Origin of the sequence: Streptomyces sp. NPDC048417 (assembly GCF_040651615.1) — a bacterium.
In the GTDB taxonomy this organism is placed as follows: domain Bacteria; phylum Actinomycetota; class Actinomycetes; order Streptomycetales; family Streptomycetaceae; genus Streptomyces.
Genome location: NZ_JBEZKI010000028.1, coordinates 105,959 through 132,028, shown reverse-complemented (window position 1 = coordinate 132,028; position 26,070 = coordinate 105,959). Strand labels below are relative to the sequence as shown.

Genomic DNA, 26,070 nt, shown 5'->3' with positions numbered 1-26,070 from the left:
CATGGTTCGTCTCGTGGCTGCCGCCTAGCGTCGATCACATGACGAACACCGCACGCACCGTGCTCTTCCACGAACTCGGCGGACCCGACGTCCTGGCCGTCGAGGACGTACCCGTCCCGGACCCCGGCCCCGGCCAGGTCGCCGTACGCGTCGAGGCGTTGGGCCTCAACCGCGCGGAAGCCCTGTTCCGGGCGGGTACTTACTACTACCAGCCGTCCCTGCCCGCCTCCCGGCTCGGTTACGAGGCCGCCGGGGTCGTCGAAGCGGTCGGCGAGGGCGTCACCGACCTCGCCGTCGGCGACCCGGTGACGACCGGACCCGGCATCGAGATGAGCGCGCAGGGCGTCTACGCGGAACGGGTGGTGCTGCCCGCGGCCTCGGTCGTACCGCGCCCCGCCACCGTGGACCCGGTCACCGGCGCCGCGGCCTGGCTGACGTACACGACGGCGTACGGCGGACTGCTGGAGACCGGGGGGCTGCGGCCCGGCGACCACGTACTGATCACCGGGGCGTCCAGCGGGGTCGGCACCGCCGCGATCCAGGTCGCCCGCCGCATCGGCGCGACCCCGATCGCCACCACCCGCACCGAGGCCAAGCGGAAGCGGCTGCTGGAACTGGGCGCGGCGGAGGTGATCGTCACAGCGGAGTCGACGGCACAGGCCGTTGCCGAGGAGGTCAGGCGGCTCACCGGCGGCAGGGGCGCGGAGGTGATGTTCGACGCGATCGGCGGGCCCGGCTTCCGTCCGCTGGCGGAGGGACTGGCGCCGGGCGGCTCCCTGGTGGTCTACGGCTGGCTGGACCGGCGGCCCGCCGAGATCCCCTGGAACTGGCCCTTCACCATCCACACGTACGCCAACCAGACCCTCACCGCCACCCCGGAGGGCCGTCGCCGCTCCACCGCCTTCCTCAACGCGGGCCTCACCGACGGCGGCTTCCGCCCGGTCGTCGGTGAGGTGCTGGAGGGCCTGGACCGCATCCGGGACGCGCACCGTCTGATGGAGTCCAACGCCCACCTGGGCAAGATCGTCGTACGGCTCTGAGGGCCGGAACCGGCATCTCACCCGGTCGGCGTTGCCGTGGAACAGGGGACGCGCGCCCGAGGTTGATGTCCCGCAGCAGTGTGTGTACGCAGGTGCATCGACTCTCGAAGGGCGTGTCATGAAGATCGGCATCATCGGCGCGGGCAACATCGGCGGCAATCTCACCCGGCGGCTCACCGCCCTCGGCCACGACGTGTCCGTGGCGAACTCGCGCGGCCCCGAGACGCTCCGCGAACTGGCCGAGGAGACGGGAGCGACGGCCGTTCCGGCGGAAGAGGCCGCGCGCGGCGCCGAGGTCGTGGTCGTCACGGTCCCGGTGAAGGCGGTCCCGAACCTGCCGGCGCACCTGCTGGACGGCGCGGCGGCGAACGTCGCCGTGATCGACACCGGCAACTACTACCCGCGGGAGCGGGACGGCCGTATCGACGATATCGAGGACCGGGGCCTCACGGAGAGCCGCTGGACCGAGCGGCAGATCGGGCACCCCGTGGTCAAGGCCTTCAACGGCACCTTCGCCCAGGACATCCTGGACCGTCACCGCCCCGCCGGCGACCCCGGCCGACAGGCCGTCCCGGTCTCCGGCGACGACGAGGCGGCCAAGCGGGTCGTCCGCGCCCTGATCGACGAACTCGGCTTCGACACGGTCGACAACGGCGGCATCGACGAGTCCTGGCGCCAGCAGCCGGGCACCCCGGTGTACGGCCTGCGGGCCGGCGTCGAGGGCGTACGGAAGGCCCTGGCGGAGGCTTCTCCGGAACGGCCGGAGGGTTTCCGGGGATAGAGCGGCGGGGCGGCCGCAGGGCATCCGGGGACAGCGCGGCGGGACGGCGGCGGGTTTCCGCGGGCAGGGCGGCTCCGGCGCTCTGCCCGGCAGGCTCGCCCGTGGCGTGGCGTGGCGTGGCGTGGCGTGGCGTGGCGTGGCGTGGCGTGGGCGTGGGCGTGGCGCCGCGTCCGGCCCCGGCGTACCAGGGGCGCCGTGCACCCTTACCGGGATCGGGGCGCTGTGCGCCACATGGCGTAGACAGCACCGCCGGCAGGTTCTATCCAGAACACGGCACACCGTGCCGGGGCCGGTCACCGTACCGGTCGCCCGGCGCCGCCCGGACTCCCCGTGGGCTCGGGGGAACCGTCACGTGCGAGAGCGAGACCGGGGGACGCTCCCGGCACGGGCGGGTCCACGGGGGTGGCCGGCGGCGGGACCGATCTGGGGAGCCCGGTTCCGCCGCCCGTGCCGCATTCGGCGACGGGCGCCGGGGCGGTCACCCGTCGCACGCCCGCTCCTTCAGCCGGTCCACCGCGCGTACCGTCAGCCACTGACGTCCCGTCACTATCCAGCCCCGGGACCGCCATTGCTCCAGGACGCGGCTCACCGTCCGCCGGGAGGTGAGGAGGAGGCCCGCCAGGTCGTCCTGGGAGAGGGCGAGGGCTATACGGCGGCCGGGGCCGTCCGGTTCCGGCAGGCCGCAGCGTTCGACCAGGTCGAGGAGGAGCGCGGCGAGCCGGGCGGGGACCGGTTCGGTGATGCCGGCGCGCTGGGTGTCGGCCTCGCGCAGCCGTCGTACCAGCGTCTGCTCGAAGGCGGCGGCGATGCCGGGGCGGGCCCGGGCCAGCAGGTGGAAGCGGTCGGCGGGCAGGTGCAGCAGGTCGGCGGCGGTGGCCGTGACCAGCGTGGCGGAACGGCGGCCGTTCTCCACCGAGGCCTGCTCGCCGAGGAGTTCGCCGGGGCCGCGCAGCGCGAGCAGGGCGCGGTAGCCGGCGTGCGACTGGGCGACGACCTTGACCCAGCCGTGCACCAGCACGACGAGATGGTCGGAGCCCTCGCCCTGGGCGAGGAACTGCCGGTCGGCGGCGAGCGGTACCCGCGTCGCCGCCCGCAGCAGCACCGTCCGGTCGGCGGCGTCGAGGGCCTCCCAGAAGGGGGCGGGGCTGGTCACCACGACTCACAGTGTGGCCCCGAGGACCGCGGCTCGAAACCCGCCGCCGGGCCGGAGGGTGGCGGGCGACGGATCAATCCCCCTTCTTCGCCCAGGACTTGAGCGCCGCCTTGTCGGCGAAGTCCGCCACGTTCTTGTCGTGCGGATCGCTGGTGTACTGGTGGAAACGCCACTTGGCCTTGATACGCGGGTGCCCGGCGCTGACGTAGTCGGCGATCCACAGCCCGTCACCCGCGTAGGAGGTTGTATCCACGGTGAGCCAATAGTTCCTGTTCGTATAGAGGATCACTCGGTTGTTCGGCCGGAGCCCCTTCACCTTGCGGATGAAACTGTCTTTCTCGGCGTTGCTCGCATGGGTGCCCTCGCCGGTGGTCTCCCAGTCGACGGCGAGGATCTCGCCCGCCTTCTCGGGGGCGTGCTTGACGAAGTACTCGGCCTGGGCGGTGAGGTTGCCGGGCCAGAGGAAGTGGTAGTAGCCGACGACCAGTCCGGCGTCGCGGCCGGTCTTGGTCTGGGCGGCGAGCTTGGGATTGACGTACGAACGCCCCTCCGTCGCCTTGATGAAGACGAAGGAGAGGCCGTCCGTGTCGTAGGCGGAGGACTGGTACGCGCTCACGTCGATTCCGTGCAGCATGCGGGGGGACTCCCTGGGTACCGGTGGTGGGGAAGAGGGACAGGAGTGGGGGCCGGGAATTGCAACTGCGTATTCCGTATTCCGTATTCCCCGGATCGACACCGGCGATCCACGTGGGAGCGTGATTTGTCAGCTCCGGGCGGCCACCTCGCCGAGCACGGCCGCCGACTTGGTCGACCAGTCCGAGGTGATGATGCTGGCGTGATCGGCCGCGAGCAGCGCGAGCCGTGCCGCGACCTCGGCGTCCGTCGGGCTGGTCGAGGAGATCGCCGGTGAGACGTTGTAGGCGTCCGTCATGATCAGGATGTAGTGGTTCGTGGAGTAGAACGACGTGTCGTAGCCGTTGTTGACGTAGGTCGCGGCGTCGCCGTCGAAGAACACGAACCAGGGCCGGATACCGGCGTCGTACCGGCTGGTGCGCGGGTCACCGTTCTCGGCGCCCAGGACGGCCGGGAAGGCCTGGGCCGCGGAGATCTGCCCGGCGGCGTACAGGTCCCGCAGATGGTCGCCGTACTCCTCGTCCGTCCAGTAGTGGTCGAACGGGTTGGCCTGCTCCACCGTGCCCGGGATCAGCTCGAAGATGAACTTGCCCTTGAGCGCGTCCCGGGTGGGCCAGGCGTCGGCCCTGGCGGCCGCGTCGAGCGTGGAGTAGGAGGAGCCGAGCAGGTCGGCGGGCTTGTACACGCTGCTGCCGAGCTTCTGCGAGACGAGCGTGTCGAATTCGTCGGGGCCGAGGCCCACGTTGTTGTTGAACCCGACCTTCAGCTCGACCTTGACGACGACGGGCGCGTGGTCCGGGTGCAGTTGCTCCCAGGCGGCCATGTTGTCGAGGCAGCTGCCCAGATCCTGGTTCCGGTTCTGGCTGTACAACTCGCTGGGCGTGTCGGCGTATTCGCAGTTGTTGTCGTTCCCGAGCGGGTTGCTGTGGCTGACCCGCCACCGCTTGCTGAGGCTGTCCGCGTACACGTCCAGCTCCAGCAGGGAGGCCCCGGAGTCCAAGGCCTGCGCCCAGTAGGTGTACTTGTCCTTCTCGTACGCGTTGTGCGTACCGATGGCGGTGGTTCCGGAGAACTTCGTCGCACCCGTGTCCGCGTGCGCGGTGCCGGGCACCACCAGGAACAGCGCCCCGGCCGCGACGACCGCCGCCAGCCGTCTGAGAATCCGCATGACCCAACTCCCTAGTTTCGATGGTGAGTTGGCGGCAGCGTAGAAGCAGGGGGTTACTGCGCGGTAGCCCCAGGGGGAACTCCGGGCACCGCAGTTCGGCGGCGGCGGACGGGTCGGTCCCCTCGCGCGCCGCCCCCCCGCCGGCTACTCGGTGATACCGTATAGTGGTACTCGGTACTACGTAGTACCGACAGAATCGAACGGAGGGTCTGTGGTGGACGACCTGACGGAGATGCTGAAGGGCACCCTCGAGGGCTGCGTGCTCGAGATCGTCGGCAGGGAGGAGACCTACGGGTACGCCATCACGCGTCGGCTGAATGAACTCGGCTTCGCCGACGTCATCGAGGGCACGGTCTACACCATCTTGCTGCGGCTGGAGAAGAACGGGCTCGTCCAGGTGACGAAACGGCCGTCCGGGATGGGGCCGCCGCGCAAGTTCTACGCACTCAACGACGCGGGGCGCGAAGAGCTCGGGAAGTTCTGGGCGAAATGGGAGTACCTCTCGTCACGGATCGACAAGCTCAAGGAGGGCGGGCGATGAACTTCTGGGAGACCGTTACCGGCAGCGACCTCACCAGGGAATGGAAGGCGTTCGAAGTCCGGGCCGCGGCATTGCCGGCCGACCACCGGGCGGCGTGGGAGCAGATCAAGGCCCACCTCTTCCCCTACGGGGACTTCACCGGTCGCAACCTGATGCCGATCCTCGACGGCGCCCTGGGGCTGCTCGAGGAAACGGCGGCGGACGGGCAGAGCGCTCACGAGGTGCTGGGCGACGACGTCGCGGGCTTCTGCGCGGCGCTGGCCGGCGGAGAGGGGGCTCGCGGCTATCGCGACCGCTGGCGCGAGCAGTTGAACCGGAACGTCGCAAGGAAACTGGGCCGGCTGGGAGGCTGACGTGAGCATCCAGGACATCATCGAGGGCAAGAAGCAGTGGCGGGCGCACCTGGCGCGGGTCAAGGCGCTCCCGGCGGACTATCAGATCGTCTACAAGGAGATGCAGAAGTACTTCTTCAAGATCGGACCGATCGGCCTGTCCGACGGGACCCTGCTCCCAGGGATCGTCGATTTCTTCGAAGAGGGCGTCGCGTCCGGCCAGGGAGTCCTGGAACTCATCGGCGACGACGTCGCCGCCTTCTGCGACGACCTGGTCAAGGATTCGCGCACCTACGCGGACATCTATCAGGAGTCCATCAGCGGGAAACCCGGCACGGCCGAGCAGTAGGGCGGACCGGCAGAGCGGTCAGGCGGCTACCGGCTCAGTGAGACCAGGTGCCAGTGCCAGGCGTCGAGCGCGACGAACAGACCCGGGTCGGCCAGTTCGTCGCCGTCCCGTTCGTAGGTGCTCTCGTCGAGCAGCCCGGTCAGTTCGCACGACCGTCCGCGAAGACCGGGCCAGGGCAGTGGAATCCGTCCCTGGGCGGGCCGGTCGGAGTAGTTGATCACGACGAGGTACCGCTCCTGGCCCCTGGTCCAGGACCAGGCGAGCAGATCGCGATGGGTGTCGTTGTCCGGCCAGCCCGTGCAGGTCAGCAGCTGCCAGTCACCCTCGCGGACGGGGGCCACGGCGGCGAGCAGGCGGTCGTGGAAGTCGCGCAGGGACTCGTCGGCCGGTTCCCGCGGGCGGCGTGAGAGGAACACGGGCAGCCGTACCCGCCGTCCCTCGAACTGGCCCTCGTGCCACAGCGTCGCGCCCGGCAGCGTGGCGACGGCCACGGCCGCCGCGCGTTCCCGCTCGACGGGCAGGACGGCGGCGGCCCGGGGCTCGTCGTGGTTCTCGAGGAAGCGGACGAGCTTGCGCTGGTAGGCGATGTCGGCACCGAGGTGGGCGCGCACGGATCCGGCGTCCTCGTGGACCAGTCGGTCGTAGAGCCGTTTGTCGTAACAGTGGTCGAACCCCTGCTGCTGGAGGGGCCATTCGAGGTCCCAGTACGCCTCCGCGACGAACAGGAGACCGGGGTGGCATGCCCGCACCCGGGGGATCACGTACGGCCAGAAGTCCTCCGCCGGCACCGGGCCCGGCCGGTCCCCCCAGGTCTTGGCGAACACGTCGTTCATGAGGAGCATCGCCATGTCGCAGCGCACCCCGTCCGCCTGGTCGCCGATGGCCACCAGCGTGTCCACCGCCGCCGCCCGCAGTTCCTCGCTGAACGCGTTCAGCTGCACCACGTCCGGCCACGGCGCGAAGTACGGGTCCCGGCCTCGGGCGTACACCTGCCCGCCGGCCTCCAGATAGGCCTCGGGCGCGCGGGCCAGGTCGTCCGGTGTGCCCCGGACCAGGCAGCCGGGGCGCTCGCCGAGCCAGGGGTGATCGGGAGCCACGTGGTTGGGGACGTAGTCCAGGATCAGGCGTACTCCCCGCGCGGCGAGTTCGGCCCGTGCCGCGGCCAACCCTTCGGGGCCGCCGAGACCTGCGTCGACGACGTAGTTCCGCACGCAGTACGGGGATCCGGCGATGTCCGCCCGGGCGAGGTCGGGCAGCGCCTCGCGGAACGAGGCGAGCAGCCTCTCGTCGCGCAGGGCGATGCCCAGTCCCGCCGGGCTGCGCTCCCACACGCCCATCAGCCAGACGGTGTCGACACCCGGTCGCACGGCCTCGTCCCACGCCGATCCGGGAACGTCGCCGAGCGTGACCCGGCGCCCGTGACGCACGCTCAGCTCACCCAGCCAGACCAGGGTGTTGATCTCGTGGACGACGGTCATGACAGCGGCTCCTCACGCAGCGCGCCCCAGTCGTCGGCGCCGACGAGACGGAAGAGGGTGGCGGTGACGGCGACCAGGCCGGTCCAGCCGGTCTGGTGGGAGGCGCCGAGACCCGCGCCGGTGTCCCCGTGGAGGTACTCATAGAACAGGATCAGGTCGCGCCAGTGGGGGTCGGTGGCGAATTCCTTACGGTCGCCGTGCACCGGGCGACGGCCTTCGGCATCGCGCAGGAAGGCGCCGGTGAGCCGGCCGGAGATCTCCTGTGCCACCTCGTAGAGGTTCATCCTCCGGCCGGAGCCGGTGGGGCACTCCACGGTGAAGTCGGCACCGTGGTAGGCGTGCAGGTTCAGCAGGGCGCGGACGAGCAGGATGTTGATCGGGAACCACACGGGACCGCGCCAGTTGGAGTTGCCTCCGAACATGCCCGAGTCGGACTCGGCGGGCAGATAGCCGACGCCGTAGGTCTCCCCGTGCACCTCGAAGGTGTACGGATGCGCGGCGTGGTGGCGGGACAGCGAGCGGATGCCGTGCGGACTCAGGAACTCCTCCTCGTCGAGCATCCGGGCCAGGACGCGGCGCAGCCGGTCCTCGTCGAACAGGGCGAACAGATGACGCCCGGCCGCGTCGGCCCCGGGCACAGGACGGGACGACACGAGCGCCTCGACCGCCGGATGCCGGCGTACGAACTCCGCCGCCTCCTCGGCGAGTTCGGGGAACCGCCGGTCCGCCCATCCGCCGATCACGCTGGTCGCGGCGAGCGGGATCAGCCCTACCAGGGAGCGCACCTTCAGCCGGGTCGCGGTGCCGTCGGGCAGCCGCAGGACGTCGTAGAAGAAGCCGTCCTCCTCGTCCCACAGACTCTGGTTGTCGTCGCCGATGCGGTTCATGGCGACCGTGATCCACGCGAAGTGCTCGAACAGGGTCTGCGCCTGCTCCACGTAGACGGTGTTGCCCTCGGCGAGTTCGATGGCGATCTCCAGGAGGTTCTGGCAGTACAGGGCCATCCACGCGGTGCCGTCGGCCTGGTCGAGGTGGCCGCCGGTGGGCAGCGGGGCACTGCGGTCGAAGACCCCGATGTTGTCCAGGCCGAGGAACCCGCCCTGGAAGACGTTGTTGCCGTCGACGTCCTTACGGTTCAGCCACCAGGTGAAGTTCTTCGTCAGCTTCTGGAAGGCGCTCTCCAGGAAGGCCCGGTCCCCGCGGCCCGTGCGGTGCTTCTCCAGCTCGTAGACGAAGAGAACGGCCCATGCGTGCACCGGGGGATTGACGTCGCCGAAATTCCATTCGTAGGCCGGGATCTGGCCGTTGGGATGCAGATACAGACGACGCAGCAGCAGCTCCAGCTGTGACTTGGCGAAGCCGATGTCGACCATGGACAGGGCGATGGTGTGGAAGGCGAGGTCCCAGGCCGCGAACCACGGGTACTCCCAGGTGTCCGGCATCGACATGATCTCGTCGTTGACCATGTGGAACCAGCCGCTGTTGCGCACGCGCGGGTCGGCGGCCAGCGGATCGACGCCGTGTTCGGCGAGCCAGCGCTCGACGTCGAGGTGGTAGTACTGCTTGCTCCACAGCATCCCCGCGAGCGCCTGCCGCACCACCCGGCGTTCGTCCTCGCCGAGACCGTCCGGGACGACGCCCTCGAAGAAGACGTCCGCCTCCGCCCGTCGTGCCTCCAGGACCGGCTCGAACTCCGCCCACGGGTCGTCCGGCCGGGTGTCGCTCAGCCGCAGCCGGACGGTCGCGCTGTCGCCGCCCGGCACGGTGAGGACTTGGAGTACGGAGGCCTTCGTCCCCGTCTGCGCCGGGTTGACGGCACCGGTCTCGCCCTGGACGACGTACCGGCCGATGCCGTCCTTGACGTACGGGCCGGCGTTCGGGCTGCCGAAGATCCGCTCGTTGTCGGTGTCGTTCTCGGTGAACAGGGTCTGCGCGTCACCGGTGAAGCACAGCCACCGGGTGCCGAGTTCCTCGTGGTCGGCGCGGATCGCGCCCGGGACCCGCCGCAGGCTCGGCACGGCCGTGCCGCCGGCCCACGACCAGGTGTGCCGGAACCACAGCGTGGGCAGCAGGTGCAGCACCGCCTCGTCGGGGCCGCGGTTGTGCGCGGTGATCTCGACGAGCAGGTCCTCGGGTCCGGCCTTGGCGTACTCGACGACCACGTCGAAGTAGCGGTTCTCGTCGAAGACGCCGGTGTCGAGGAGTTCGTACTCGGGATCGTGGCGCCCACGGGCCTGGTTGACGGCCACCAGGTCCTCGTACGGATACGCGCCCTGCGGGTACTTGTAGAGGTACTTCATGTACGAGTGGGTGGGCGTCGAGTCGAGGTGGAAGTAGTACTCCTTGACGTCCTCGCCGTGGTTGCCCTCGGCGTTGGTCAGGCCGAACATCCGCTCCTTGAGGATCGGGTCGCGGCCGTTCCACAGGGCGAGCGCGAAGCACAGCCGCTGCTTGTCGTCGCTGACGCCCGCGATGCCGTCCTCGCCCCAGCGGTACGCACGGGAGCGGGCCTGGTCATGGGTGAAGTACGACCAGGCGTCACCGCCGGGGCTGTAGTCCTCCCGGACGGTCCCCCACTGCCGTTCACTGAGATACGGCCCCCAGCGCCGCCACGCGGCCCGACCCGCGTCGGCCTCCGCCAGCCGCAGCCGTTCGGCGTCCGCCCCGCCCTCGTTCTCCGCCATCGCCCGCCCTTCCCACACGACACCTTCACCCAGACTCCGGTGTTCCGGACTCCGCCGCAACGACCTGGCGAGCCCCCGACTGCCGGAGCCTGGACGCCGTACGGTTCAGGACCGCTCATCGTGGTGGCGGTTGCCCCACGCGTCCACTCTGCCGTGTCCGTGCAGACGGCCCTCGGGCCAGCGGACGTCTGGTGGTCCTCCGGTTCCGAAGGGCTGCCGCGGTGAGGCGCGTCATTCCTCGGCCGGGGCGGGGGCTCGGGGAAGGCGTAGCTGGAAGCACGCTCCGAGGGTCCGGGGGGTGAGAGTGAGGGTGCCTCGGTAGCGGTGGGCCAGGTCGCGGGCGATGGCGAGGCCCAGGCCGGTGCCGCCGTGGTCGCGGGAGCGGGCGTCGTCGAGCCGGACGAAGCGTTCGAAGACGCGCTCGGCGTCCTCCGTGGGCACGCCCGGTCCGTCGTCGTGCACCGAGAGGACGACCCAGGCGTCCTGGTTCCGGACGGTGATCTGGATGCGGTGTGCGGCGTGGCGGGCGGCGTTGTCGATGAGGTTGCGCAGCAGCCGTTCGTACTCGTCCGGGTTTCCGCGTGCGTGTGCGGGGGCGGTGCTGTCGCAGGTCAGGGTCAACGGTCGTTCGGTGAGGGGGTATTGCTCGGTCAGCCGGGAGGCGAGGGCTGTCAGGTCGACGGTGTCGAGGCCGGTCATGGGGGTGTGGGTGTCGAGACGGGCGAGGAGCAGCAGGTCTTCGGCGAGGGCCTGGAGGCGGCGGGTCTGTCGTGCGGCGGTAGTCGCCGCGGCGGGCCAGTCGGTGCGTTCCGGGTAGGCGAGCGCGACTTCCAGGCTGGCCAGCAGCGTGGTGAGGGGGCTGCGCAGTTCGTGGGCGGCGTCCGCGACGAAGCGGCGTTGCTGGGCGGCGGCGTTGTCGAGGCGTTGGAGGGTGGTGTTGATGGTGGTGGCCAGGGCGGTGATCTCGTGTCCCGTGGCGGGGACGGTGACGCGTTCGCGGGGGTCGCTCGCGGTGACCGAGGCGGTGAGGACGCGGATGGCTTCGACCGGCCGCAGCGCGATTCGGACGGCGAAGTAGGCGACCGCGGCGATCAGTACGAGGCTGACGAGCCCGGCCCGCAGCAGCAGGAGGTCGGTGGTCCTGGTGATTGACTCGGCCGTGTGCGGGAGCACCACCACATAGGCCCGCAGCTTGGCGTCGGCGGCGACGCCCAGAGCGGCGACTTTGTCGCTGCTCAGTTCATCGGCGCCGATATCGGCGGACATGACCAGGTAGGTCCCGCCGACCATGTGGTATCTGTCCGTGGGGTTGTGGTCGCGGCTCATCGGTATGCGGATGGGACGGATCGTCAGGACCCCGGACTCCTTGGCGTCCGACGGGGCGGGCAGCACATGGCGGGTGCCGGGAGCGAAGTCGCCCATGCCTCCGCCGTAGGCGACAGCGGAGCGCCGGCCGGTCGCGACGACCTCGTACGGCACGGTGCTTCTGCGAACGGGAACCACACCCTCGTTCAGCTGGTCGACGAGAGCCCAGAGCTGTTCCTGGGCTTGTTCCTCGGCGATCTGCGTGCTCTGGCCGTAGACGTCGCGGTGTACCCACCAGCCGACGCCGACCAGGATGACGGCGGCGGTCGAGGCGGCGGCCAGGGCCGTGCGGGCTCGTACGGAACGCGGCCACCAGCGGCGTCGCGGCTCAGTCGCGTTCACGGTCGTCCACCAGCCGGTAGCCGGTACCTCGTACGGTCTGCAGGGACCGTCGGCCGAACGCGGAGTCCACCTTCTTGCGCAGTGCGCTGACGCGCGCCTCCACCAGGTTGGGATCCCGGGCATCGTCGGGCCACGCGTGATAGAGCAGATCCGATTTGGAGACCGCCTGGCCCGCCCGGCGGGCCAGCAGCTCCAGCACGGCGAACTCCCGGGGGGTGAGTTCCACCCGGGCCCCGGCCCGGCGGCAGACCCGGCCGGCGACATCCAACGAGAGGTCGCCCACGGCAAGGACGGGCGGGGCGACCGTGGCGGCTCGTCTGACCAGGGCCCGCAGCCGTGCGACCAGCACCATGTAGGAGAAGGGTTTGGCCAGGTAGTCATCGGCCCCCGTGTCCAGGGCCTCTGCCTGATCCCAGTCCCCGTCCTTGGCGGTGAGTACCAGGATGGGTGTCGCGTTGCCCTCCCGACGCAGTTGGGCGCAGACCTTGTAGCCGTTGAGTCCGGGCAGCATCAAGTCCAGCACGACAAGGGCGTATTCGCCGGTCCGGGCCATCCACAGTCCCTGCCGGCCGTCATGGGCGAGGTCGACGCTGTAGCCCTCGGCGGTCAGACCGGTGTGCAGGGTGTGGGCAAGGTCCACCTCGTCTTCGACCACCAGGATGCGCATGGGGTGCAGCCTCGCACAGCGCCGGCCCGCCTTCCTGATCGGCCGGTCAGGTTGGGTCAGCAGCCGGTCAACGAGGTCCGGGCACCGTGGCGGAGTGTCTTCGCCGCTGCTGAAAGGCCCTGTCGCCGATGTCCGTTGATGAACGTGCCCCCGCCGTGACCAGGACGGTTTCCCCTCCCGTACCCGCCCGTCGACCATCACCGAGCCCGGCCGAAGCCGTTGTCGTGATCGCGCCCTTGTCGCTGACCATCGCTCTGGGGCTCTGGGGTATCCGCAGGAAGAACACCATGTGGGGGGACGAGTCCGTCACCTATCAGCTCGCGCACCGCGACCTTTCGCAGATATGGCTCACCGCCCAGCATGTTGATCTGGTCCACGCCCTCTACTACGCCGTGATGCATGAGATCTTCGGCCTCTTCGGCGGAGGGCTGCTGACGTTGCGGCTGCCGTCTGTGCTGGCAATGTCCGTGGCGGCGAGCGGCGTCGGGCTTCTGGCGCTACGCCTGGCGGGACCCCGTGCCGGGCTGCTGGCCGGGCTGGTGTTTCCGCTCCTTCCCCAGGTACAGAAGTACGCGCAGGAAGGCCGCTCGTATGCCATGGTCTGTGCCCTGGTCACCTGGGGCACCTATGCGCTCGTGGCCAGCGTCCCGCATCGCGTCCGGTGGCGGTGGGCGGTCTATGGCTCCACCATGCTGCTGGCCTGTCTGTTCCATGAGTTCGCGGTCCTCGCCCTGGTTGCACACGGCGTCACACTGATCGTCTCCCGTGCTCCACGAGCGGTGCTGAGGGCGTGGAGTGTGGCCGCCGCGGGCGTTGTGGCCGGGCTGTTGCCGCTGGCGATCCGCAGTGCGGGGCAGTCGGGACAGGTGTCCTGGATCGGCGGGCCGGTGCGGCTTCGTTATCTCCTGGTCGTGGCGGTGGTGGGCGTGGCGTGTGCCCGAGCGCCTCTGGGGGTGAGGGGGCCCGTGCCGCTTGCCGCGCTGGCTGTGCCGATTCTTGTGCTTCCGGGTCTGCTGCTGCTGATCGCCTCGCTGGTCAAGCCCCTTTTCGTCGACCGGTATGTGCTCTACAGCAATATCGGAATCGCCTTGCTGCTGGGCGCCTGGATGGATTACTTCCACCGGCGGCAGCAGTCTTCTGGCAACGCGTGGATCGCGGCGGTTGCCGTACTGGCCGCGCTCGTCCCGCCAAGCCTTTCGCTGAGGACGCCCCAGAGCCGAAGCAACGACGTCACCGCCATCGGCGCCACCGTACGCAGGGAAGGCCGTCCCGGCGACGGGCTGCTCTATCTCTCCGGCCGGCACCGGATCTTGACTGCGGCCTACCCCGAGGACACCCGTTTCCTGACGGATCTCGCCCTGGCACAGGACCCCGTTTCGTCGAACACACTTGCAGGTGTCGAGCTTCCCGCCCGGGAAATAGCGGCACGCATGCTGGAATTCGACCGGATCATCGCGGTCCGCGACCCGGCGGGTGCGCACTCGCCGACCAGCCCGCAGGAGGAAGCGAAAACAAGCACCCTGCGGCGCCACTTCCGCGAGTACGGAACAACCCCCGTCAACGGGGCGCGCGTCACCGTCTATGTCCGAGACCACGACCCGTCTCCGAAGGCCGGTCCTGGATCCGACAGCCCGGGAGCGAGCGGTGGGCTGATGAGGTGACCGCGACTGGTGTCGGCCCGGCCGGCACCACCGCCGTCCCGCTGTCCCGTGGTCAGTGGTGCCGGCTCGGCGTGATCTACGGAACCGCCGGTGACCGCCACCAACTGGCCGCATGCCTAAGGGAGTTGTGGACGCGGGGAGATCTTCCGGCCCGGTTCCGCGACCGCCCCTGAAGTACGCTCGGGCGCCGAGTGACACAAGAACTCCGATGAAAGGCACGGCAGATGTCCGAGAAGAGCGCCTTGGCCGAAGTGGTCTCGATTCCGGTGGGCCGAGTGGTCGGCGGTCGGCAGGAGGTCAAGGACGACGACTGGGGCACGGTCGAGGCCGTCATCCGCCTGGACGCCGAGCAGTTCGGCGCGGACGCGCTGGCCGGGCTGGACGCCTTCTCCCACCTGGAGATCGTCTACCACTTCGACCGCGTCCCCGTCGCGAAGATCGAGACCGGTGCCCGCCACCCGCGCGGCAACAGCGACTGGCCCCTGATCGGCATCTTCGCCCAGCGCGGCAAGAACCGCCCCAACCGCATCGGGGTCTCCCGCTGCCGTCTGCTGCGCACCGACGGACTCGACCTGTACGTCCAGGGCCTGGACGCCGTCGACGGCACCCCCGTCCTCGACATCAAGCCCTACATGAGCGAGTTCGGCCCCCAGGGCGGCACCGCCACCCAGCCCGACTGGGCCACCGAGATCATGCGCCACTACTACTGACGCGGCACGACCCGCGAGGCGCCTCCACTCCTGAGGCACCCTGCCCCCGAGGAGACCTGTGTCCCGCAGCCTGTTCCGCGGGACCCCGGGAAGTCCCCATGGAAGGGGCTCCTGACCTGCGGCTTCGCGGCACATGGTCAACACTGTGCACGCCGCCCGCCCACCTGGGTCAGGGCTCGCCCCCCTCAGCACTCGATGATGTTCACCGCGAGCCCGCCCCGGGCCGTCTCCTTGTACTTGACGCTCATGTCGGCCGCTTTTGATCACGAGTGTGACCTGCGGATTTGGCTCGGGCAGGTCCGACTGGCGTCACGTCAGGGACTTTTCAGGGACTTCGTGCCGACAGTTACCTACAAAGATATCCGGAGTACCTGACATGCCGGTGAGCGGTGAGCGGTGAGCGGTGAGCGGTGAGCGGTGAGCGGTGAGCGGTGAGCGGTGAGCGGTGAGCGGTGAGCGGTGAGCGGGTTGGTGGGGTACCGGTGCGTTTCCCACTACTGGTACGAACCGGTGGTGGGAGTACGTACTGAGTACTTCCGGGATCCGAGGACCAATGCGAACGGGGTGGTGCACTGGAAGGCCGGGTTTTCGGCCTACGGCGCATGACCCGTCCGCGCTAATGTTGCGTGAGATTGTCGGCGGAGGCCAAGGGCAGGGTACGTGGAGCCGAGTGCAGACGTAGTAGTTCTCACCGCACTACCAGTTGAGTTCCAGGCCGTGTTGCTGCTGTTGCGCGACCAGTCGACCTCGTTCATCCGGAAGGCACGCGCTTCGTGCACGGGGCGCTGCCTGGAGTTGCGGGGACCGTAGCCATCTCAAGAATCGGAGCCGGCAATCTGACGTCGGCCGTCATGGCTGAGCGTGTCCGCCAGTGGCTGCGCCCGCAGGCTTTGCTGTTCGTCGGCGTTGCGGGTGGGCTGAAGCCAGAGGCCCGACTCGGTGACGTTGTGGTGTCGACGAAGGTTCACTATCTGCATCCGGGCAAAGAGACACCCGAAGGCTTCAACGCCCGACCGGTGATGTGGAACTCGGCGAAGCCAGATGGCATCAGACCCGTTGGGCGCTCGGACATTCCGGTCTGGCCGGCCAACTCGCTCCGGCTCTCGCCCTCGACCCCGCGGACTTCGGCGTCTGGGAGATTCGGGCTCGGGCCCAAGTGGCCATTCAATTGGCGAAGCAGTGCCCGTCGCCAGGTCTTGCACCGCTGCTTCTGAAGGTGGCGGCAGATCCTCGGTGGCCGGCCGACAACCGTGCGGACGCCGCCAGGGCCGCCTTCGCGGGCGACGAGGCAGTAGCCGTACCTGCCCTCAAGGAAGTGTTGGCCACGCTCGGACCGGGGAGGGAGACAGATCCGGGCCTGAGTCTCCGGGGTGCTCTGCTGTCCCTGCTCTGGCCTCGCTTCCTCGACACGAAGATGATGCTCGACGCGCTGAGCGAGGCACCGAGCGACAACCGCTACGGGACGTACGAGTACTTTCTCGCCGATATGCCCGCCAAGTGCCCCGCGGAGGATGTGCACCGCATCGTGTCATGGCTGGCGCAGGACGTGGAGGACCAGACAGCGGTACCCGACGGTCATAGGAAGCGGTTCGCGGAAGACAGGCTTGTTTCCGGCACAGTCGACAGGGCGTTGAGCATTCCGGGTGCAGAGTCGCTGTTGCCCGACATCGCCCGGATCCTGACGGCTCGCATGCTGGGCCATGAGAAGGCGGAGTTCCCCCACGCGCTGAACCCGGTCACGCCCGATGGGCTGGAGCCGGCCCAGGTACGTGATCTGCGACGCAAGCTCGCCGACGCCCTGCTCGCCCGGGGAATTGTGGCGGGACAGGCCATGAGGTATTTCGCGTGGCTCATCGTGCGCGAATGGCAGTCCCACCGCACGTTGTTCGGGGAGCCCGAAGGATCGCACGGCGACCGGCACACCCTGCTCGACTCAGGTGACTTCGCCTGGGCGCTGCAAACCGCCGCTGACTGCGCCGAGAAGACCGAGCAGGCAGACGCGTATGCGCGGCTCGCGGAGATCCTCTTCGATCAGCGGAGCCAAGAACACTTCGAACTCGCTTACCAGAGCCAGGACAATCCTGCCTGGCCGTATCTGCGATGGCTCTACGAGCCGATCGAGATCCGTGGTGATCTCGCTGACAACTGGCGCAGGAACCACCGTGCCACCTCCCCGGCAACCTGGCCCGAGAGCGCGAAGTTCATCGCACAACAGCGGGAGCGCCTCCAGAGGGCGCGTCAGCATGACACCGACAGTTTCTGGACTCTGCTCTGGAACCTGCAGTGCGATCCGAACACCGGAGAGGGACAGCTCCGCTTCGACGACAAGATCAGCGACTGGCCGGGATGCTCCATGTTCAACGCAGAGGAACTCGCCGACTTGCCCGGCTGCGCCCTGGAATTCCTGCGCCGTGAGAACGACCACGCCGATGAATGGCTGGGACTGGAGAAGCAGGACAAGCGCGCCTGGGCCGGCGTCCTGTCGCTGTCGCTGCTCGACGACGCGGGTCGGCTGGACGACCTCGAACCAGACCGGTGGAGTGCCTGGGTGGGCGCGATCGCCGACCCGTGGTACGTCCTCTCGTCCACGACGTGGGCGCTACTGCTCCGGAGGGCGGTCGTCAATGACCCCCAGGGTCTTGCTCGTGCGATCGGGACGGCTGCCAGGGTGCAACTGGCCAGCGGCGTATAACCGTTAGTTCTGGAACGAGTCGAGGCGACCTGGTCCTCGGTCGTCACCGAGATGTGGGAAGACTTCCTGGCGGCGCTGTCCGCTGCCCTACTGCCCGACTTCCGCGCGACGCGCCCGGCGGGTGTGTGGTCGGTGTCCGCAGAGGCATTCGAGAAGGGAGACGAGGGTCGGGCAGGGCTGGTTCGTACGTGGTCCGGTCTCCTCGCCGGTCTTCTCACTGTTGAGAACCCTCTTGCACGGTCTGTGGCCGAGTTCGCCCTCATGGCTGTGGAGCGGGACGGCGAAGCCGTGGATCTCGAGTTGCCGGTGCTCGTCGCCTGCGTTCTGTTTGGGGTCGACGGCTTCGAGGCCTGGACCAGTCTCAGGGAACTGATCGACGCATCGGACCGCTTCAGCCGGGATCTCGCTCTGAAATGCGCCGGGCGCTCCGAGCGTGGGCATGTCGAGGTACACGCCGATGAAGAGGGGCTGAGCGCGCTCTATCGGTGGCTCGACGCACTCTTCCCTCAGGACCGGAACAGCCGACCGCTCGGGGTATACAGCATGACTCCCGAGATGGAGGCGCTGGACTGGCGCGAGGCGTTGCCCGGGACGCTGAGCCGCCGCGGCACTCCGGAGGCGGTCGACCAGCTGAAGGCGCTGGCAGCCGAGTTTCCCGCTCGCCTGAACCTGCGAGCCGCGCTGGTGTCGGCACGGTCCAACTGCCTTGCGGCGACGTGGACTCCAGCGGACCTCGACGAGGTCGTCGCCATCCTGGCCGGGGTAGCCGTCGCTTCCGAGTTCACGCTCGTCGAAGCCGAACTCGCTGAGGTGCTGGAAGCCTTCCAGGACATGGGAAGCCACGAATTCCGCGAGGGGATCGTGCGGGATGTGCGGCGGCTCATGAATTCTGACCGACTCCTGCCCATCGCGGACCACAACATGGCGCACGACCATTTGCGGGCGATCGCCGGGTACGCCTACGGCGAGGGCGGCCCGGAGGCCCGGCTTGCCCTGCTCACGGCACTGGAACAAGCCCGTCCCGACGAGAAAGCTCTGGAGCCGCTCAGGGCTCTGCTTGCGGTGCGCAAGAGCCGGTCGGCATGAGACGCTGACCGGGCGGAGCGAGTGGTGCAGCGGGGGTGAGGAATGGCTTTTCTACGCGATATTGGCACATCGTTGCTTGCCAGCGCTCTTTTCTTGGCATTGGTATGGGCATTTTCGAAGACTGCCCGTCGCTTTCTGCGTGGCCTTGCTGCCCATCTACTACACCTGGATGTGGAAGAGGTCTTCGCCAACAGTCGAGATGCGGCGCACGACATCAAGCGGGAACTCGGTCGGGCGAGGGAGGTGTCCATTCTGACCGGCCGTGGTGCTGAACTACAGCGCGACATGTTCGAGGAACTGCTCCTTCGCTGTCGGGCTCGCCGCTGCCGTTGCCGCATACTGCTGCCGAAACTTGATGTTCCCGCAGGCGAGCCGGATTGGATCACCGACCGGGAAGAGGAGATCCAAGTCTTCGACTCCGCTTTCGGTACCGGTCTGCTGCGCCGCCAGATCGCGGCGACCTACGACTACCTTGCTCCGCTCACGGTCGCGGGACACCTCGAAGCACGTGGTTATGGCGTTCCACACATCGGCCGGATTATCGCAACCGAACGGGTCGTCTATCTGACTCCGTACTCGGCGGACCGGCATGGCAGGGAGTCCCCCGTGATCAAATACCGCCGTGGAGAGACATACGATGTCCTGATGCGTCTGATTGACAAGTTGTGGGTAGGGTCCGGACCAGTGTGACCGCCGGGGCCGAACGGGTCCACCTTGCTTCCTGCTTGCGCCCGCGGCCTCGTTGCCGTGGCCGCCGGGCTCCAGGCCACTGTTCCGGACCCATGTAGCCCCGGTTCGCAACGTTGTTCTACGGATGGGAAGTTCCCGCATTTCCTCGGCATCACGAACGAGTGGGCATCCACCACTCCGTATGTCGGGCGCCTCCGACAGTCAGTGACAGGACGCCATTGACGCTTCGGGGCGTGGGACATCTCCTGCGGTTTGTGAGGGAGTTGGATCACGTCCACGTACTGGCTGAGCTGTTCCAACTACGTGTGGCGGCAGTGCCTGCGAGCAGTGGGTCTGCGAATGCGATGACCAGGCCGACCACGTCAGTGAAGAGATTCGGATAGCCGGTCGAGGAAGGCCCCTGTCGGCGGCGCCAAGCGGCGTAGGAGGATTGGCGGCGCTCGGCGAGGTCGGTGATCGCGGCGCTGAGGGGCTTCAGCTTGATGCCGCGGTGTGTGGCGGTGGCGGTCAGTGCTGCGGCCAGTTCTCCGCCGTTGAGATTGTTGAGCGTCAGCAGGCGGTAGAGGTCCGCGTAATCCCGGTCGCGGGTGTTGAGATCGCCGAGTGAGACGGCGGTGGAGAGCTTCTCGGCGATGACGGTGGCGAGCGGGTAGCCGAAGAGTTGGAAGCTTTCCGTGGTGAGCTGCTGCGGGTAGTTGATGGTCTGAGGTCCGGGAGTGATGGGGTCACCGAAGCTGATGTCCAGTTGGAGCTTGAGACGCGCCCGGGCGATCGATGCGGCCATGGACAGCCGTAGGCCGTGATACTCGTCCTCCTCTCGGATGGGTACGGTTCTGAGCGTGGCGGAGTCGTATGCCACGCCGTCGTCGACCTCAGTGGTGGCGATCGCGGCGATTCTGCGAAAGATCTCGGCTTCCTCGCCGGAGAACGCGCGGCCGAGGATGTCGATGTCACGGGTCATCCGGCGGGCGCCGAACTGGGCGAGCAGCAAGCCGCCCTTGAGGATGAAGTGCTCGCGGCCGAGGGGGGATGCTGCCAGGCGGTAGAGGAAGCGTTCGAGTACGTACTCGACCATGACCTCGTCCGTTGAACGGCCATTGCGACGAGCCAGATTGCGCAGGTCGTTGTAGACGCGGCCTGCGGTGGTATCGCGAGTTGGGTTGACCATCAGGCGAGCACCGCCTCTACGGCGGGGCGGATGACGGAGAGCGCACCCAGCTCGCGGGCGATGAGCTGGAGTTCGCCGATCCCGCTCCGTCCGCTGCGACGCAGGTAGCGGCCGAGTGCGGACAGGGCCATGGTCTCGCCGATTCTGCCACGGTGGCGCATCGCGTCGACGACGCTGCGGGCGGCGTTGTACGCGGGAATGGTCTCTCCTGGTGCGGCCTCGAACCGTTCGACGCCGAGGTTGAAGGTCTTCGCCGCGTACTGCGCCACCACGGTCGGGGGATAAGAGATCGTGGGACGGCGTGATCCGCGTGGTACGGCAATGTGTACGGCGCTAGGGATGTCGTCGATCAGCTCGTGCAGAGCCAGGGCGGACTCCCCGCACAGGACAGCGTGAGGCGCCCGCGTACACACGGCCAGTAGGTCTGCGTATGCGGTCTCCGGCGCGTCTGCCCGCCGGTACACGCCACGGGACAGTTCGTCTATCTCCCCTTCGGCGACCAGGTACGCCAGATCGCGAGCGGAGAGCAGGGTCTGACGTGCCTGCGCTGTCGTGAACGTAGGGGAGAGGCCGGCCAGCCGCTGCTCCAGGCGCGAGATTTCCGCAGCACTCATGTATCGAATGGTACCCCTCCGGTGGGTTTAGGGGGTCGATTCGATACAACCAGATGGCGGGGGCGGAGTTCCCGCCGTTGCCTATGTGCCGCGAACCCGCAGGCCAGACGCCCATCCCGTGAGATTTCCCAGGGACTTTCACGTCTGTCTCAGGGTATTTTCAGGGACTTTCCGCCGCGTAAGCAGGGAAGCCCTGACAGCGCAGAAAGAAACGAACGCGCTGGTCAGGGCCTCTTTCCCTAGCACTCGATGATGTTCACCGCCAGCCCGCCCCGGGCCGTCTCCTTGTACTTGACGCTCATGTCGGCGCCCGTGTCCTTCATGGTCTTGATGACCTTGTCCAGGGACACCTTGTGGGAGCCGTCGCCGCGCATGGCCATGCGGGCCGCGGTGACCGCCTTGACCGCGGCCATGCCGTTGCGCTCGATGCAGGGGATCTGGACCAGGCCGCCGACCGGGTCGCAGGTGAGGCCGAGGTTGTGCTCCATGCCGATCTCGGCCGCGTTCTCGACCTGCTCGGGGGATCCGCCCAGCACCTCGGCCAGCGCGCCCGCCGCCATCGAGCAGGCGGAGCCGACCTCGCCCTGGCAGCCGACCTCGGCGCCGGAGATGGACGCGTTCTCCTTGAAGAGCATGCCGATCGCACCGGCGGCGAGCAGGAAGCGGACGACTCCGTCCTCGTCGGCGCCCGGGACGAAGTTGATGTAGTAGTGCAGGACGGCGGGGATGATGCCCGCCGCGCCGTTCGTGGGCGCGGTCACGACCCGGCCGCCCGCCGCGTTCTCCTCGTTCACGGCCATCGCGTAGAGCGTGATCCACTCCATCGCGTGCGCCAACGGGTCGCCCTCGGCGCGCAGCTGGCGTGCGGTGATGGCGGCACGGCGGCGGACCCGCAGGCCGCCCGGCAGGATGCCCTCGCGCGACATCCCGCGCGCGACGCACGCCTGCATCACCCGCCAGATGTCCAGCAGGCCCTCGCGGATCTCGTCCTCGGTGCGCCAGGCCCGCTCGTTCTCCAGCATCAGCGCGGAGATCGACAGACCCGTCTCCTTCGTCAGGCGCAGCAGCTCGTCGCCCGTGCGGAAGGGGTACTTCAGGACCGTGTCGTCGAGCTTGATGCGGTCCGCGCCGACCGCCTCCTCGTCGACGACGAACCCGCCGCCGACCGAGTAGTACGTCTTGGCCAGCAGCTCCGCCCCGGACGCGTCGTACGCCCAGAGGGTCATGCCGTTCGCGTGGTACGGGAGCGTCTTGCGGCGGTGCAGTTTCAGGTCCGCGTCGTAGGTGAACGCGATCTCGTGCTCGCCGAGCAGCGAAAGGCGTCCCGTGGCCTTGATCGTCTCGACCCGGGCGTCCGCGCCCTCCACGTCGACCGTGCGCGGCGAGGCGCCCTCCAGACCGAGCAGCACGGCCTTCGGGGTGCCGTGGCCGTGGCCGGTCGCACCGAGCGACCCGTACAGCTCGGTGCGTATCGACGCGACGGAGTCCAGCAGCCCTTCGTTGCGCAGACGGCGTGCGAACATGCGGGCCGCGCGCATCGGGCCGACGGTGTGGGAGCTCGACGGGCCGATGCCGATCGAGAACAGGTCGAAGACCGAGATGGCCACGGGAACTCCTCCGAAAAGGGCGGGGGCACACGCCATCGGGTGCCCCCGCCGGGGAACTACTTGTTCAGACCGGGGTACAGCGGGTGCTTGCCGGTCAGGGCCTGGACCCGGGCCTTCAGCGCCGCCGCGTCGTAGGACGGCTTCAGCGTCTCGGCGATCACGTCCGCGACCTCGGTGAAGTCCTCGGCCGTGAAGCCGCGCGTGGCCAGCGCCGGGGTGCCGATCCGCAGACCCGAGGTGACCATCGGCGGCCGCGGGTCGTTCGGGACGGCGTTGCGGTTGACCGTGATACCGACCTCGTGGAGACGGTCCTCGGCCTGCTGCCCGTCCAGCTCGGACTCGCGCAGGTCGACGAGGATCAGGTGGACGTCCGTACCTCCGGACAGGACGTTCACACCGGCCTCGCGGGCGTCGGGCGCGGTGAGCCGCTCGGCGAGGATGCGCGCACCCTCCACCGTACGACGCTGGCGCTCCTTGAAGTCCTCCGAGGCGGCGACCTTGAAGGAGACCGCCTTCGCCGCGATCACGTGCTCCAGGGGACCGCCCTGGAAGCCCGGGAAGACGGAGGAGTTCAGCTTCTTCGCGAAGGCCTGGCGGGCCAGGATGATGCCGCCGCGGGGACCGCCCAGCGTCTTGTGGGTGGTGGAGGTGACCACGTCGGCGTACGGCACCGGGTTCGCGTGCAGACCGGCGGCCACCAGGCCGGCGAAGTGGGCCATGTCGACCCACAGGTACGCCTCGACCTCGTCGGCGATCCGCCGGAACTCGGCGAAGTCCAGCTCACGCGGGTACGCCGACCAGCCGGCGATGATCACCTTCGGCCGGTGCTCCTTGGCGAGCCGCTCCACCTCGGCCATGTCGACGAGACCGGAGTCGTCCACGTGGTAGGCCACCACGTCGAACTGCTTGCCGGAGAAGTTCAGCCGCATGCCGTGGGTCAGGTGGCCGCCGTGGGCGAGGTCGAGGCCCAGGATGGTGTCGCCGGGCTGGGCCAGCGCGAACAGGGCCGCCTGGTTGGCGGAGGCACCGGAGTGCGGCTGCACGTTGGCGTACTCGGCGCCGAACAGCTCCTTCACCCGGTCGATGGCGATCTGCTCGGTGACGTCGACGTGCTCGCAGCCGCCGTAGTAGCGGCGGCCCGGGTAGCCCTCGGCGTACTTGTTGGTGAGTACCGAGCCCTGCGCCTCCATGACCGCGACCGGAGCGAAGTTCTCCGAGGCGATCATCTCCAGGGTGGACTGCTGGCGCTCCAGCTCGGCGTCGACCGCGGCCGCGACCTCCGGGTCGAGCTCGTGCAGGGGCGTGTTCAGAACGGACATCTGTTTCTACGACTCCTCAACCGGTGTCTGTGCGGCCCTCAGCCGGCGGTGAAGGCGGTGTACTCGTCGGCGGAGAGCAGGTCGGCCGGCTCGTCCGCGAAACGCACCTTGAACAGCCAGCCGCCCTCGAAGGGGGCCGAGTTCACCAGGGACGGGTCGTCCACGACGTCCTCGTTGATCTCGGTGATCTCACCGGTGACCGGCGAGTACAGGTCGGAGACCGACTTGGTCGACTCCAGCTCGCCGCAGGACTCGCCCGCGGTCACGGTGTCGCCGACGGCCGGGAGCTGGACGAAGACGACGTCACCGAGCGCGTTGGCCGCGTGCTCCGTGATGCCGACCGTCGCCACGCCGTCCGCGGCGGCCGACAGCCACTCGTGCTCCTTGCTGTAACGCAGCTGCTGGGGGTTGCTCATGGCCTGAATTCTCCTGTACGCGGGGGAGTGCTGGTGAAAGAGGACTGCTGGAAACGTGCGTGAGCAGCGGAAATGTGCGCAGGGTCACGCGCTGCCGCGCTCAGTGTCTCCCTGTGGATCTGCTTCTGGCGCTGTGGGTCTACTTCTGCCGCTTGTAGAACGGCAGTGCCACGACCTCGTACGGTTCGTGGCTGCCCCGGATGTCCACGCCCACGCCCGCCGTGCCCGGCGCCGAGTGCGCCGCGTCGACGTAAGCCATCGCGATCGGCCTGCCCAGTGTGGGGGAGGGGGCACCGGAGGTGACCTCGCCGATCACCTCGCCGCCGGCGACCACCGGGTACCCGGCGCGCGGCACCCGGCGGCCCTCGGCGACCAGGCCGACGAGCACCCGCGGCGGCTCGGCGGCGGCTCGGTCGGCGGCCTCCCGAAGCGCCTCGCGCCCTACGAAGTCGCCGTCCTTCTCGAACTTCACCACCCGGCCGAGCCCGGCGTCGAAGGGGGTCAGCGAGGTGGTCAGCTCGTGCCCGTACAGCGGCATGCCCGCCTCCAGGCGCAGGGTGTCCCGGCAGGACAGCCCGCAGGGCACCAGGCCCACCGGGGAACCCGCCTCGGTCAGCGCCTGCCACAGCTCCACCGCGTGCTCGGGCTTCACGAACAGCTCGAAGCCGTCCTCGCCGGTGTAGCCGGTGCGCGCGATCAGCGCCGGGACCCCGGCGACGGTGCCGGGCAGCCCGGCGTAGTACTTCAGGCCGTCCAGGTCGGCGCCGGTCAGCGACTTCAGGATCCCGGGCGACTCCGGTCCCTGGACGGCGATCAGCGCGTACGCGTCCCGGTCGTCCCGCACCTCGGCGTCGAACCCGGCGGCGCGCTCCGTCAGCGCGTCGAGGACCACCTGGGCGTTGGAGGCGTTGGCCACCACCAGGTACTCGGTCTCGGCCAGCCGGTAGACGATCAGGTCGTCGAGGATGCCGCCGTCGGCCCGGCAGATCATGGTGTAGCGGGCGCGCCCGACGCCGACGGAGGCGATGTTGCCGACCAGGGCGTGGTTCAGCAGGGCGGCGGCCTGGGGGCCGGTCACGGCGATCTCGCCCATGTGAGAGAGGTCGAAGAGCCCGGCCCTGGTCCGCACGGCGACGTGCTCGTCGCGCTCGGAGCCGTAGCGCAGGGGCATGTCCCAGCCGGCGAAGTCGGTCATGGTGGCGCCGAGCGAGCGATGCAGGGCATCGAGCGCGGTACGGCGGAGTCCAGCGGAATCGGAACTGCTCATCGGTCGGTCGTCTCCCAAAGATCCCAGGGCATGACAGGCGAGGTCTGTCCTCCCCATCTGTCATCGGAACCTGAGAGGTTCGCCCTGACCACACCGGTGGTCACGGCTTGCACCTTGGGTGGGGCCACCGACACAGCGGCCCGCTTTTCAGATGTGCCTCGCCCGCGCGGTAACGGGGCCTGAGAGATTCAAGGGAGGGACTTGCTCCTTCGGCGCCCCAGCGAAGGCTGCTGGGGACTCTCCCGCGCGGATTCAAACGGCCGGTATGCAGTTGGCGGCCACATCATTGCATGCCGGGCGGAGCTTT

General features: G+C 68.9%; 23 protein-coding genes, 1 pseudogene and 1 riboswitch. Of the genes and pseudogenes, 11 read left to right on the top strand and 13 right to left on the bottom strand.

All coding sequences use genetic code 11. The features are described 5' to 3' along the window. Window positions 1–38 precede the first annotated feature (38 nt). The gene (locus tag AB0D59_RS37115; RefSeq protein ID WP_362575091.1) at window positions 39–1,040 is read left to right on the top strand and encodes a zinc-dependent alcohol dehydrogenase family protein; all 1,002 of its coding nucleotides are present in this window, start codon (window positions 39–41) and stop codon (window positions 1,038–1,040) included. 118 nt (window positions 1,041–1,158) lie between these two features. After that, window positions 1,159–1,821 carry an NAD(P)-binding domain-containing protein gene (locus tag AB0D59_RS37110; protein ID WP_362575089.1) on the top strand — a complete coding sequence of 221 codons (663 nt, stop codon included), beginning with the start codon at window positions 1,159–1,161 and terminating at the stop codon, window positions 1,819–1,821. Between the two features lie 478 nt (window positions 1,822–2,299). Here the strand turns inward: AB0D59_RS37110 and AB0D59_RS37105 are convergent, their stop codons facing one another. The 3 genes from AB0D59_RS37105 to AB0D59_RS37095 all read right to left on the bottom strand — a co-directional run bounded on the left by AB0D59_RS37105 (window position 2,300) and on the right by AB0D59_RS37095 (window position 4,775). After that, window positions 2,300–2,977 (bottom strand): Crp/Fnr family transcriptional regulator, encoded by a 678-nt coding sequence (locus tag AB0D59_RS37105; protein WP_362575087.1) that lies wholly within the window; start codon window positions 2,975–2,977, stop codon window positions 2,300–2,302. A gap of 70 nt (window positions 2,978–3,047) precedes the next feature. Next, window positions 3,048–3,608 (bottom strand): GH25 family lysozyme, encoded by a 561-nt coding sequence (locus AB0D59_RS37100; RefSeq protein WP_362575085.1) that lies wholly within the window; start codon window positions 3,606–3,608, stop codon window positions 3,048–3,050. Window positions 3,609–3,737: 129 nt separating this feature from the next. Next, window positions 3,738–4,775 (bottom strand): phosphatidylinositol-specific phospholipase C domain-containing protein, encoded by a 1,038-nt coding sequence (locus AB0D59_RS37095; protein WP_362575083.1) that lies wholly within the window; start codon window positions 4,773–4,775, stop codon window positions 3,738–3,740. Window positions 4,776–4,989: 214 nt separating this feature from the next. Here AB0D59_RS37095 and AB0D59_RS37090 point away from each other — a divergent pair, with 214 nt between their 5' ends. Genes AB0D59_RS37090 through AB0D59_RS37080 form a run of 3 tightly spaced genes read left to right on the top strand, consistent with a single transcriptional unit; the run spans window position 4,990 to window position 5,997 of the window. Then, a complete protein-coding gene (locus tag AB0D59_RS37090; protein WP_362575081.1) occupies window positions 4,990–5,316 on the top strand; it encodes a PadR family transcriptional regulator in 327 nt (108 codons plus the stop codon). Then, window positions 5,313–5,669, top strand: coding sequence for a DUF1048 domain-containing protein (locus AB0D59_RS37085; RefSeq protein ID WP_362575079.1), 357 nt, complete (start codon window positions 5,313–5,315; stop codon window positions 5,667–5,669). Before AB0D59_RS37090 ends, AB0D59_RS37085 begins: the two co-directional genes overlap by 4 nt. 1 nt (window position 5,670) lies before the next feature. Next, window positions 5,671–5,997 carry a DUF1048 domain-containing protein gene (locus AB0D59_RS37080; protein WP_362575077.1) on the top strand — a complete coding sequence of 109 codons (327 nt, stop codon included), beginning with the start codon at window positions 5,671–5,673 and terminating at the stop codon, window positions 5,995–5,997. A 26-nt stretch (window positions 5,998–6,023) separates the two neighbouring features. Here the strand turns inward: AB0D59_RS37080 and AB0D59_RS37075 are convergent, their stop codons facing one another. The 4 genes from AB0D59_RS37075 to AB0D59_RS37060 form a co-directional block, all read right to left on the bottom strand. Continuing rightward, the gene (locus tag AB0D59_RS37075; RefSeq protein WP_362575075.1) at window positions 6,024–7,475 is read right to left on the bottom strand and encodes an alpha-amylase; all 1,452 of its coding nucleotides are present in this window, start codon (window positions 7,473–7,475) and stop codon (window positions 6,024–6,026) included. Further along, complete coding sequence (locus AB0D59_RS37070) at window positions 7,472–10,159, bottom strand: glucosidase (RefSeq protein WP_362575074.1); 2,688 nt, start codon at window positions 10,157–10,159, stop codon at window positions 7,472–7,474. Before AB0D59_RS37070 ends, AB0D59_RS37075 begins: the two co-directional genes overlap by 4 nt. Window positions 10,160–10,390: 231 nt before the next feature. Then, the gene (locus AB0D59_RS37065) at window positions 10,391–11,866 is read right to left on the bottom strand and encodes a HAMP domain-containing sensor histidine kinase (protein ID WP_362575072.1); all 1,476 of its coding nucleotides are present in this window, start codon (window positions 11,864–11,866) and stop codon (window positions 10,391–10,393) included. Then, window positions 11,853–12,533, bottom strand: coding sequence for a response regulator transcription factor (locus tag AB0D59_RS37060; RefSeq protein WP_362575070.1), 681 nt, complete (start codon window positions 12,531–12,533; stop codon window positions 11,853–11,855). Before AB0D59_RS37060 ends, AB0D59_RS37065 begins: the two co-directional genes overlap by 14 nt. A 236-nt stretch (window positions 12,534–12,769) precedes the next feature. Here AB0D59_RS37060 and AB0D59_RS37055 point away from each other — a divergent pair, with 236 nt between their 5' ends. The 6 genes and pseudogenes from AB0D59_RS37055 to AB0D59_RS37030 all read left to right on the top strand — a co-directional run bounded on the left by AB0D59_RS37055 (window position 12,770) and on the right by AB0D59_RS37030 (window position 19,372). After that, window positions 12,770–14,194 (top strand): glycosyltransferase family 39 protein, encoded by a 1,425-nt coding sequence (locus AB0D59_RS37055; protein WP_362575068.1) that lies wholly within the window; start codon window positions 12,770–12,772, stop codon window positions 14,192–14,194. 224 nt (window positions 14,195–14,418) lie between these two features. Continuing rightward, entirely contained in the window at window positions 14,419–14,904 is a 486-nt protein-coding gene (locus AB0D59_RS37050) for an SAM-dependent methyltransferase (RefSeq protein ID WP_362575066.1), read from the top strand. 770 nt (window positions 14,905–15,674) lie between these two features. After that, window positions 15,675–15,857 (top strand): annotated as a pseudogene (locus tag AB0D59_RS37045) (nucleosidase); the annotation flags it as partial. 68 nt (window positions 15,858–15,925) lie between these two features. Continuing rightward, entirely contained in the window at window positions 15,926–17,596 is a 1,671-nt protein-coding gene (locus AB0D59_RS37040) for a hypothetical protein (RefSeq protein WP_362575064.1), read from the top strand. A gap of 51 nt (window positions 17,597–17,647) precedes the next feature. Continuing rightward, a complete protein-coding gene (locus tag AB0D59_RS37035; protein WP_362575062.1) occupies window positions 17,648–18,682 on the top strand; it encodes a hypothetical protein in 1,035 nt (344 codons plus the stop codon). Between the two features lie 42 nt (window positions 18,683–18,724). Then, on the top strand, window positions 18,725–19,372 hold the full coding sequence (locus AB0D59_RS37030; RefSeq protein WP_362575060.1) for a hypothetical protein: 648 nt from the start codon (window positions 18,725–18,727) through the stop codon (window positions 19,370–19,372). Window positions 19,373–19,640: 268 nt separating this feature from the next. Here AB0D59_RS37030 and AB0D59_RS37025 read toward each other — a convergent pair whose 3' ends face one another. The 6 genes from AB0D59_RS37025 to gcvT form a co-directional block, all read right to left on the bottom strand. Further along, window positions 19,641–20,540, bottom strand: coding sequence for a nucleotidyl transferase AbiEii/AbiGii toxin family protein (locus AB0D59_RS37025; protein WP_362575058.1), 900 nt, complete (start codon window positions 20,538–20,540; stop codon window positions 19,641–19,643). After that, window positions 20,540–21,154, bottom strand: a complete 615-nt coding sequence (locus AB0D59_RS37020; protein WP_362575056.1) for a type IV toxin-antitoxin system AbiEi family antitoxin domain-containing protein — start codon at window positions 21,152–21,154, stop codon at window positions 20,540–20,542. Before AB0D59_RS37020 ends, AB0D59_RS37025 begins: the two co-directional genes overlap by 1 nt. A 239-nt stretch (window positions 21,155–21,393) precedes the next feature. Beyond that, complete coding sequence (locus tag AB0D59_RS37015) at window positions 21,394–22,761, bottom strand: L-serine ammonia-lyase (protein ID WP_362575054.1); 1,368 nt, start codon at window positions 22,759–22,761, stop codon at window positions 21,394–21,396. Between the two features lie 56 nt (window positions 22,762–22,817). Then, window positions 22,818–24,080, bottom strand: coding sequence for a serine hydroxymethyltransferase (gene glyA / locus AB0D59_RS37010; RefSeq protein WP_362575052.1), 1,263 nt, complete (start codon window positions 24,078–24,080; stop codon window positions 22,818–22,820). Between the two features lie 38 nt (window positions 24,081–24,118). Continuing rightward, entirely contained in the window at window positions 24,119–24,496 is a 378-nt protein-coding gene (gcvH, locus tag AB0D59_RS37005) for a glycine cleavage system protein GcvH (RefSeq protein ID WP_351323430.1), read from the bottom strand. 139 nt (window positions 24,497–24,635) lie between these two features. After that, window positions 24,636–25,763, bottom strand: a complete 1,128-nt coding sequence (gene gcvT, locus AB0D59_RS37000) for a glycine cleavage system aminomethyltransferase GcvT (RefSeq protein ID WP_362575050.1) — start codon at window positions 25,761–25,763, stop codon at window positions 24,636–24,638. A 157-nt stretch (window positions 25,764–25,920) separates the two neighbouring features. Further along, window positions 25,921–26,018, bottom strand: a riboswitch (glycine riboswitch). Window positions 26,019–26,070: the final 52 nt, after the last annotated feature.

Bases quoted from the DNA above. Each gene is read 5' to 3' on its own strand.
- AB0D59_RS37095 (WP_362575083.1), bottom strand. From the start codon at position 4,775: ATGCGGATTCTCAGACGGCTGGCGGCGGTCGTCGCGGCCGGGGCGCTG.
- AB0D59_RS37070 (WP_362575074.1), bottom strand. From the start codon at position 10,159: ATGGCGGAGAACGAGGGCGGGGCGGACGCCGAACGGCTGCGGCTGGCG.
- AB0D59_RS37110 (WP_362575089.1), top strand. From the start codon at position 1,159: ATGAAGATCGGCATCATCGGCGCGGGCAACATCGGCGGCAATCTCACC.
- AB0D59_RS37025 (WP_362575058.1), bottom strand. From the start codon at position 20,540: ATGGTCAACCCAACTCGCGATACCACCGCAGGCCGCGTCTACAACGAC.
- AB0D59_RS37060 (WP_362575070.1), bottom strand. From the start codon at position 12,533: ATGCGCATCCTGGTGGTCGAAGACGAGGTGGACCTTGCCCACACCCTG.
- AB0D59_RS37115 (WP_362575091.1), top strand. From the start codon at position 39: ATGACGAACACCGCACGCACCGTGCTCTTCCACGAACTCGGCGGACCC.
- gcvT (WP_362575050.1), bottom strand. From the start codon at position 25,763: ATGAGCAGTTCCGATTCCGCTGGACTCCGCCGTACCGCGCTCGATGCC.
- AB0D59_RS37085 (WP_362575079.1), top strand. From the start codon at position 5,313: ATGAACTTCTGGGAGACCGTTACCGGCAGCGACCTCACCAGGGAATGG.
- AB0D59_RS37075 (WP_362575075.1), bottom strand. From the start codon at position 7,475: ATGACCGTCGTCCACGAGATCAACACCCTGGTCTGGCTGGGTGAGCTG.
- AB0D59_RS37020 (WP_362575056.1), bottom strand. From the start codon at position 21,154: ATGAGTGCTGCGGAAATCTCGCGCCTGGAGCAGCGGCTGGCCGGCCTC.
- gcvH (WP_351323430.1), bottom strand. From the start codon at position 24,496: ATGAGCAACCCCCAGCAGCTGCGTTACAGCAAGGAGCACGAGTGGCTG.
- glyA (WP_362575052.1), bottom strand. From the start codon at position 24,080: ATGTCCGTTCTGAACACGCCCCTGCACGAGCTCGACCCGGAGGTCGCG.
- AB0D59_RS37050 (WP_362575066.1), top strand. From the start codon at position 14,419: ATGTCCGAGAAGAGCGCCTTGGCCGAAGTGGTCTCGATTCCGGTGGGC.
- AB0D59_RS37100 (WP_362575085.1), bottom strand. From the start codon at position 3,608: ATGCTGCACGGAATCGACGTGAGCGCGTACCAGTCCTCCGCCTACGAC.
- AB0D59_RS37030 (WP_362575060.1), top strand. From the start codon at position 18,725: ATGGCTTTTCTACGCGATATTGGCACATCGTTGCTTGCCAGCGCTCTT.
- AB0D59_RS37035 (WP_362575062.1), top strand. From the start codon at position 17,648: ATGTGGGAAGACTTCCTGGCGGCGCTGTCCGCTGCCCTACTGCCCGAC.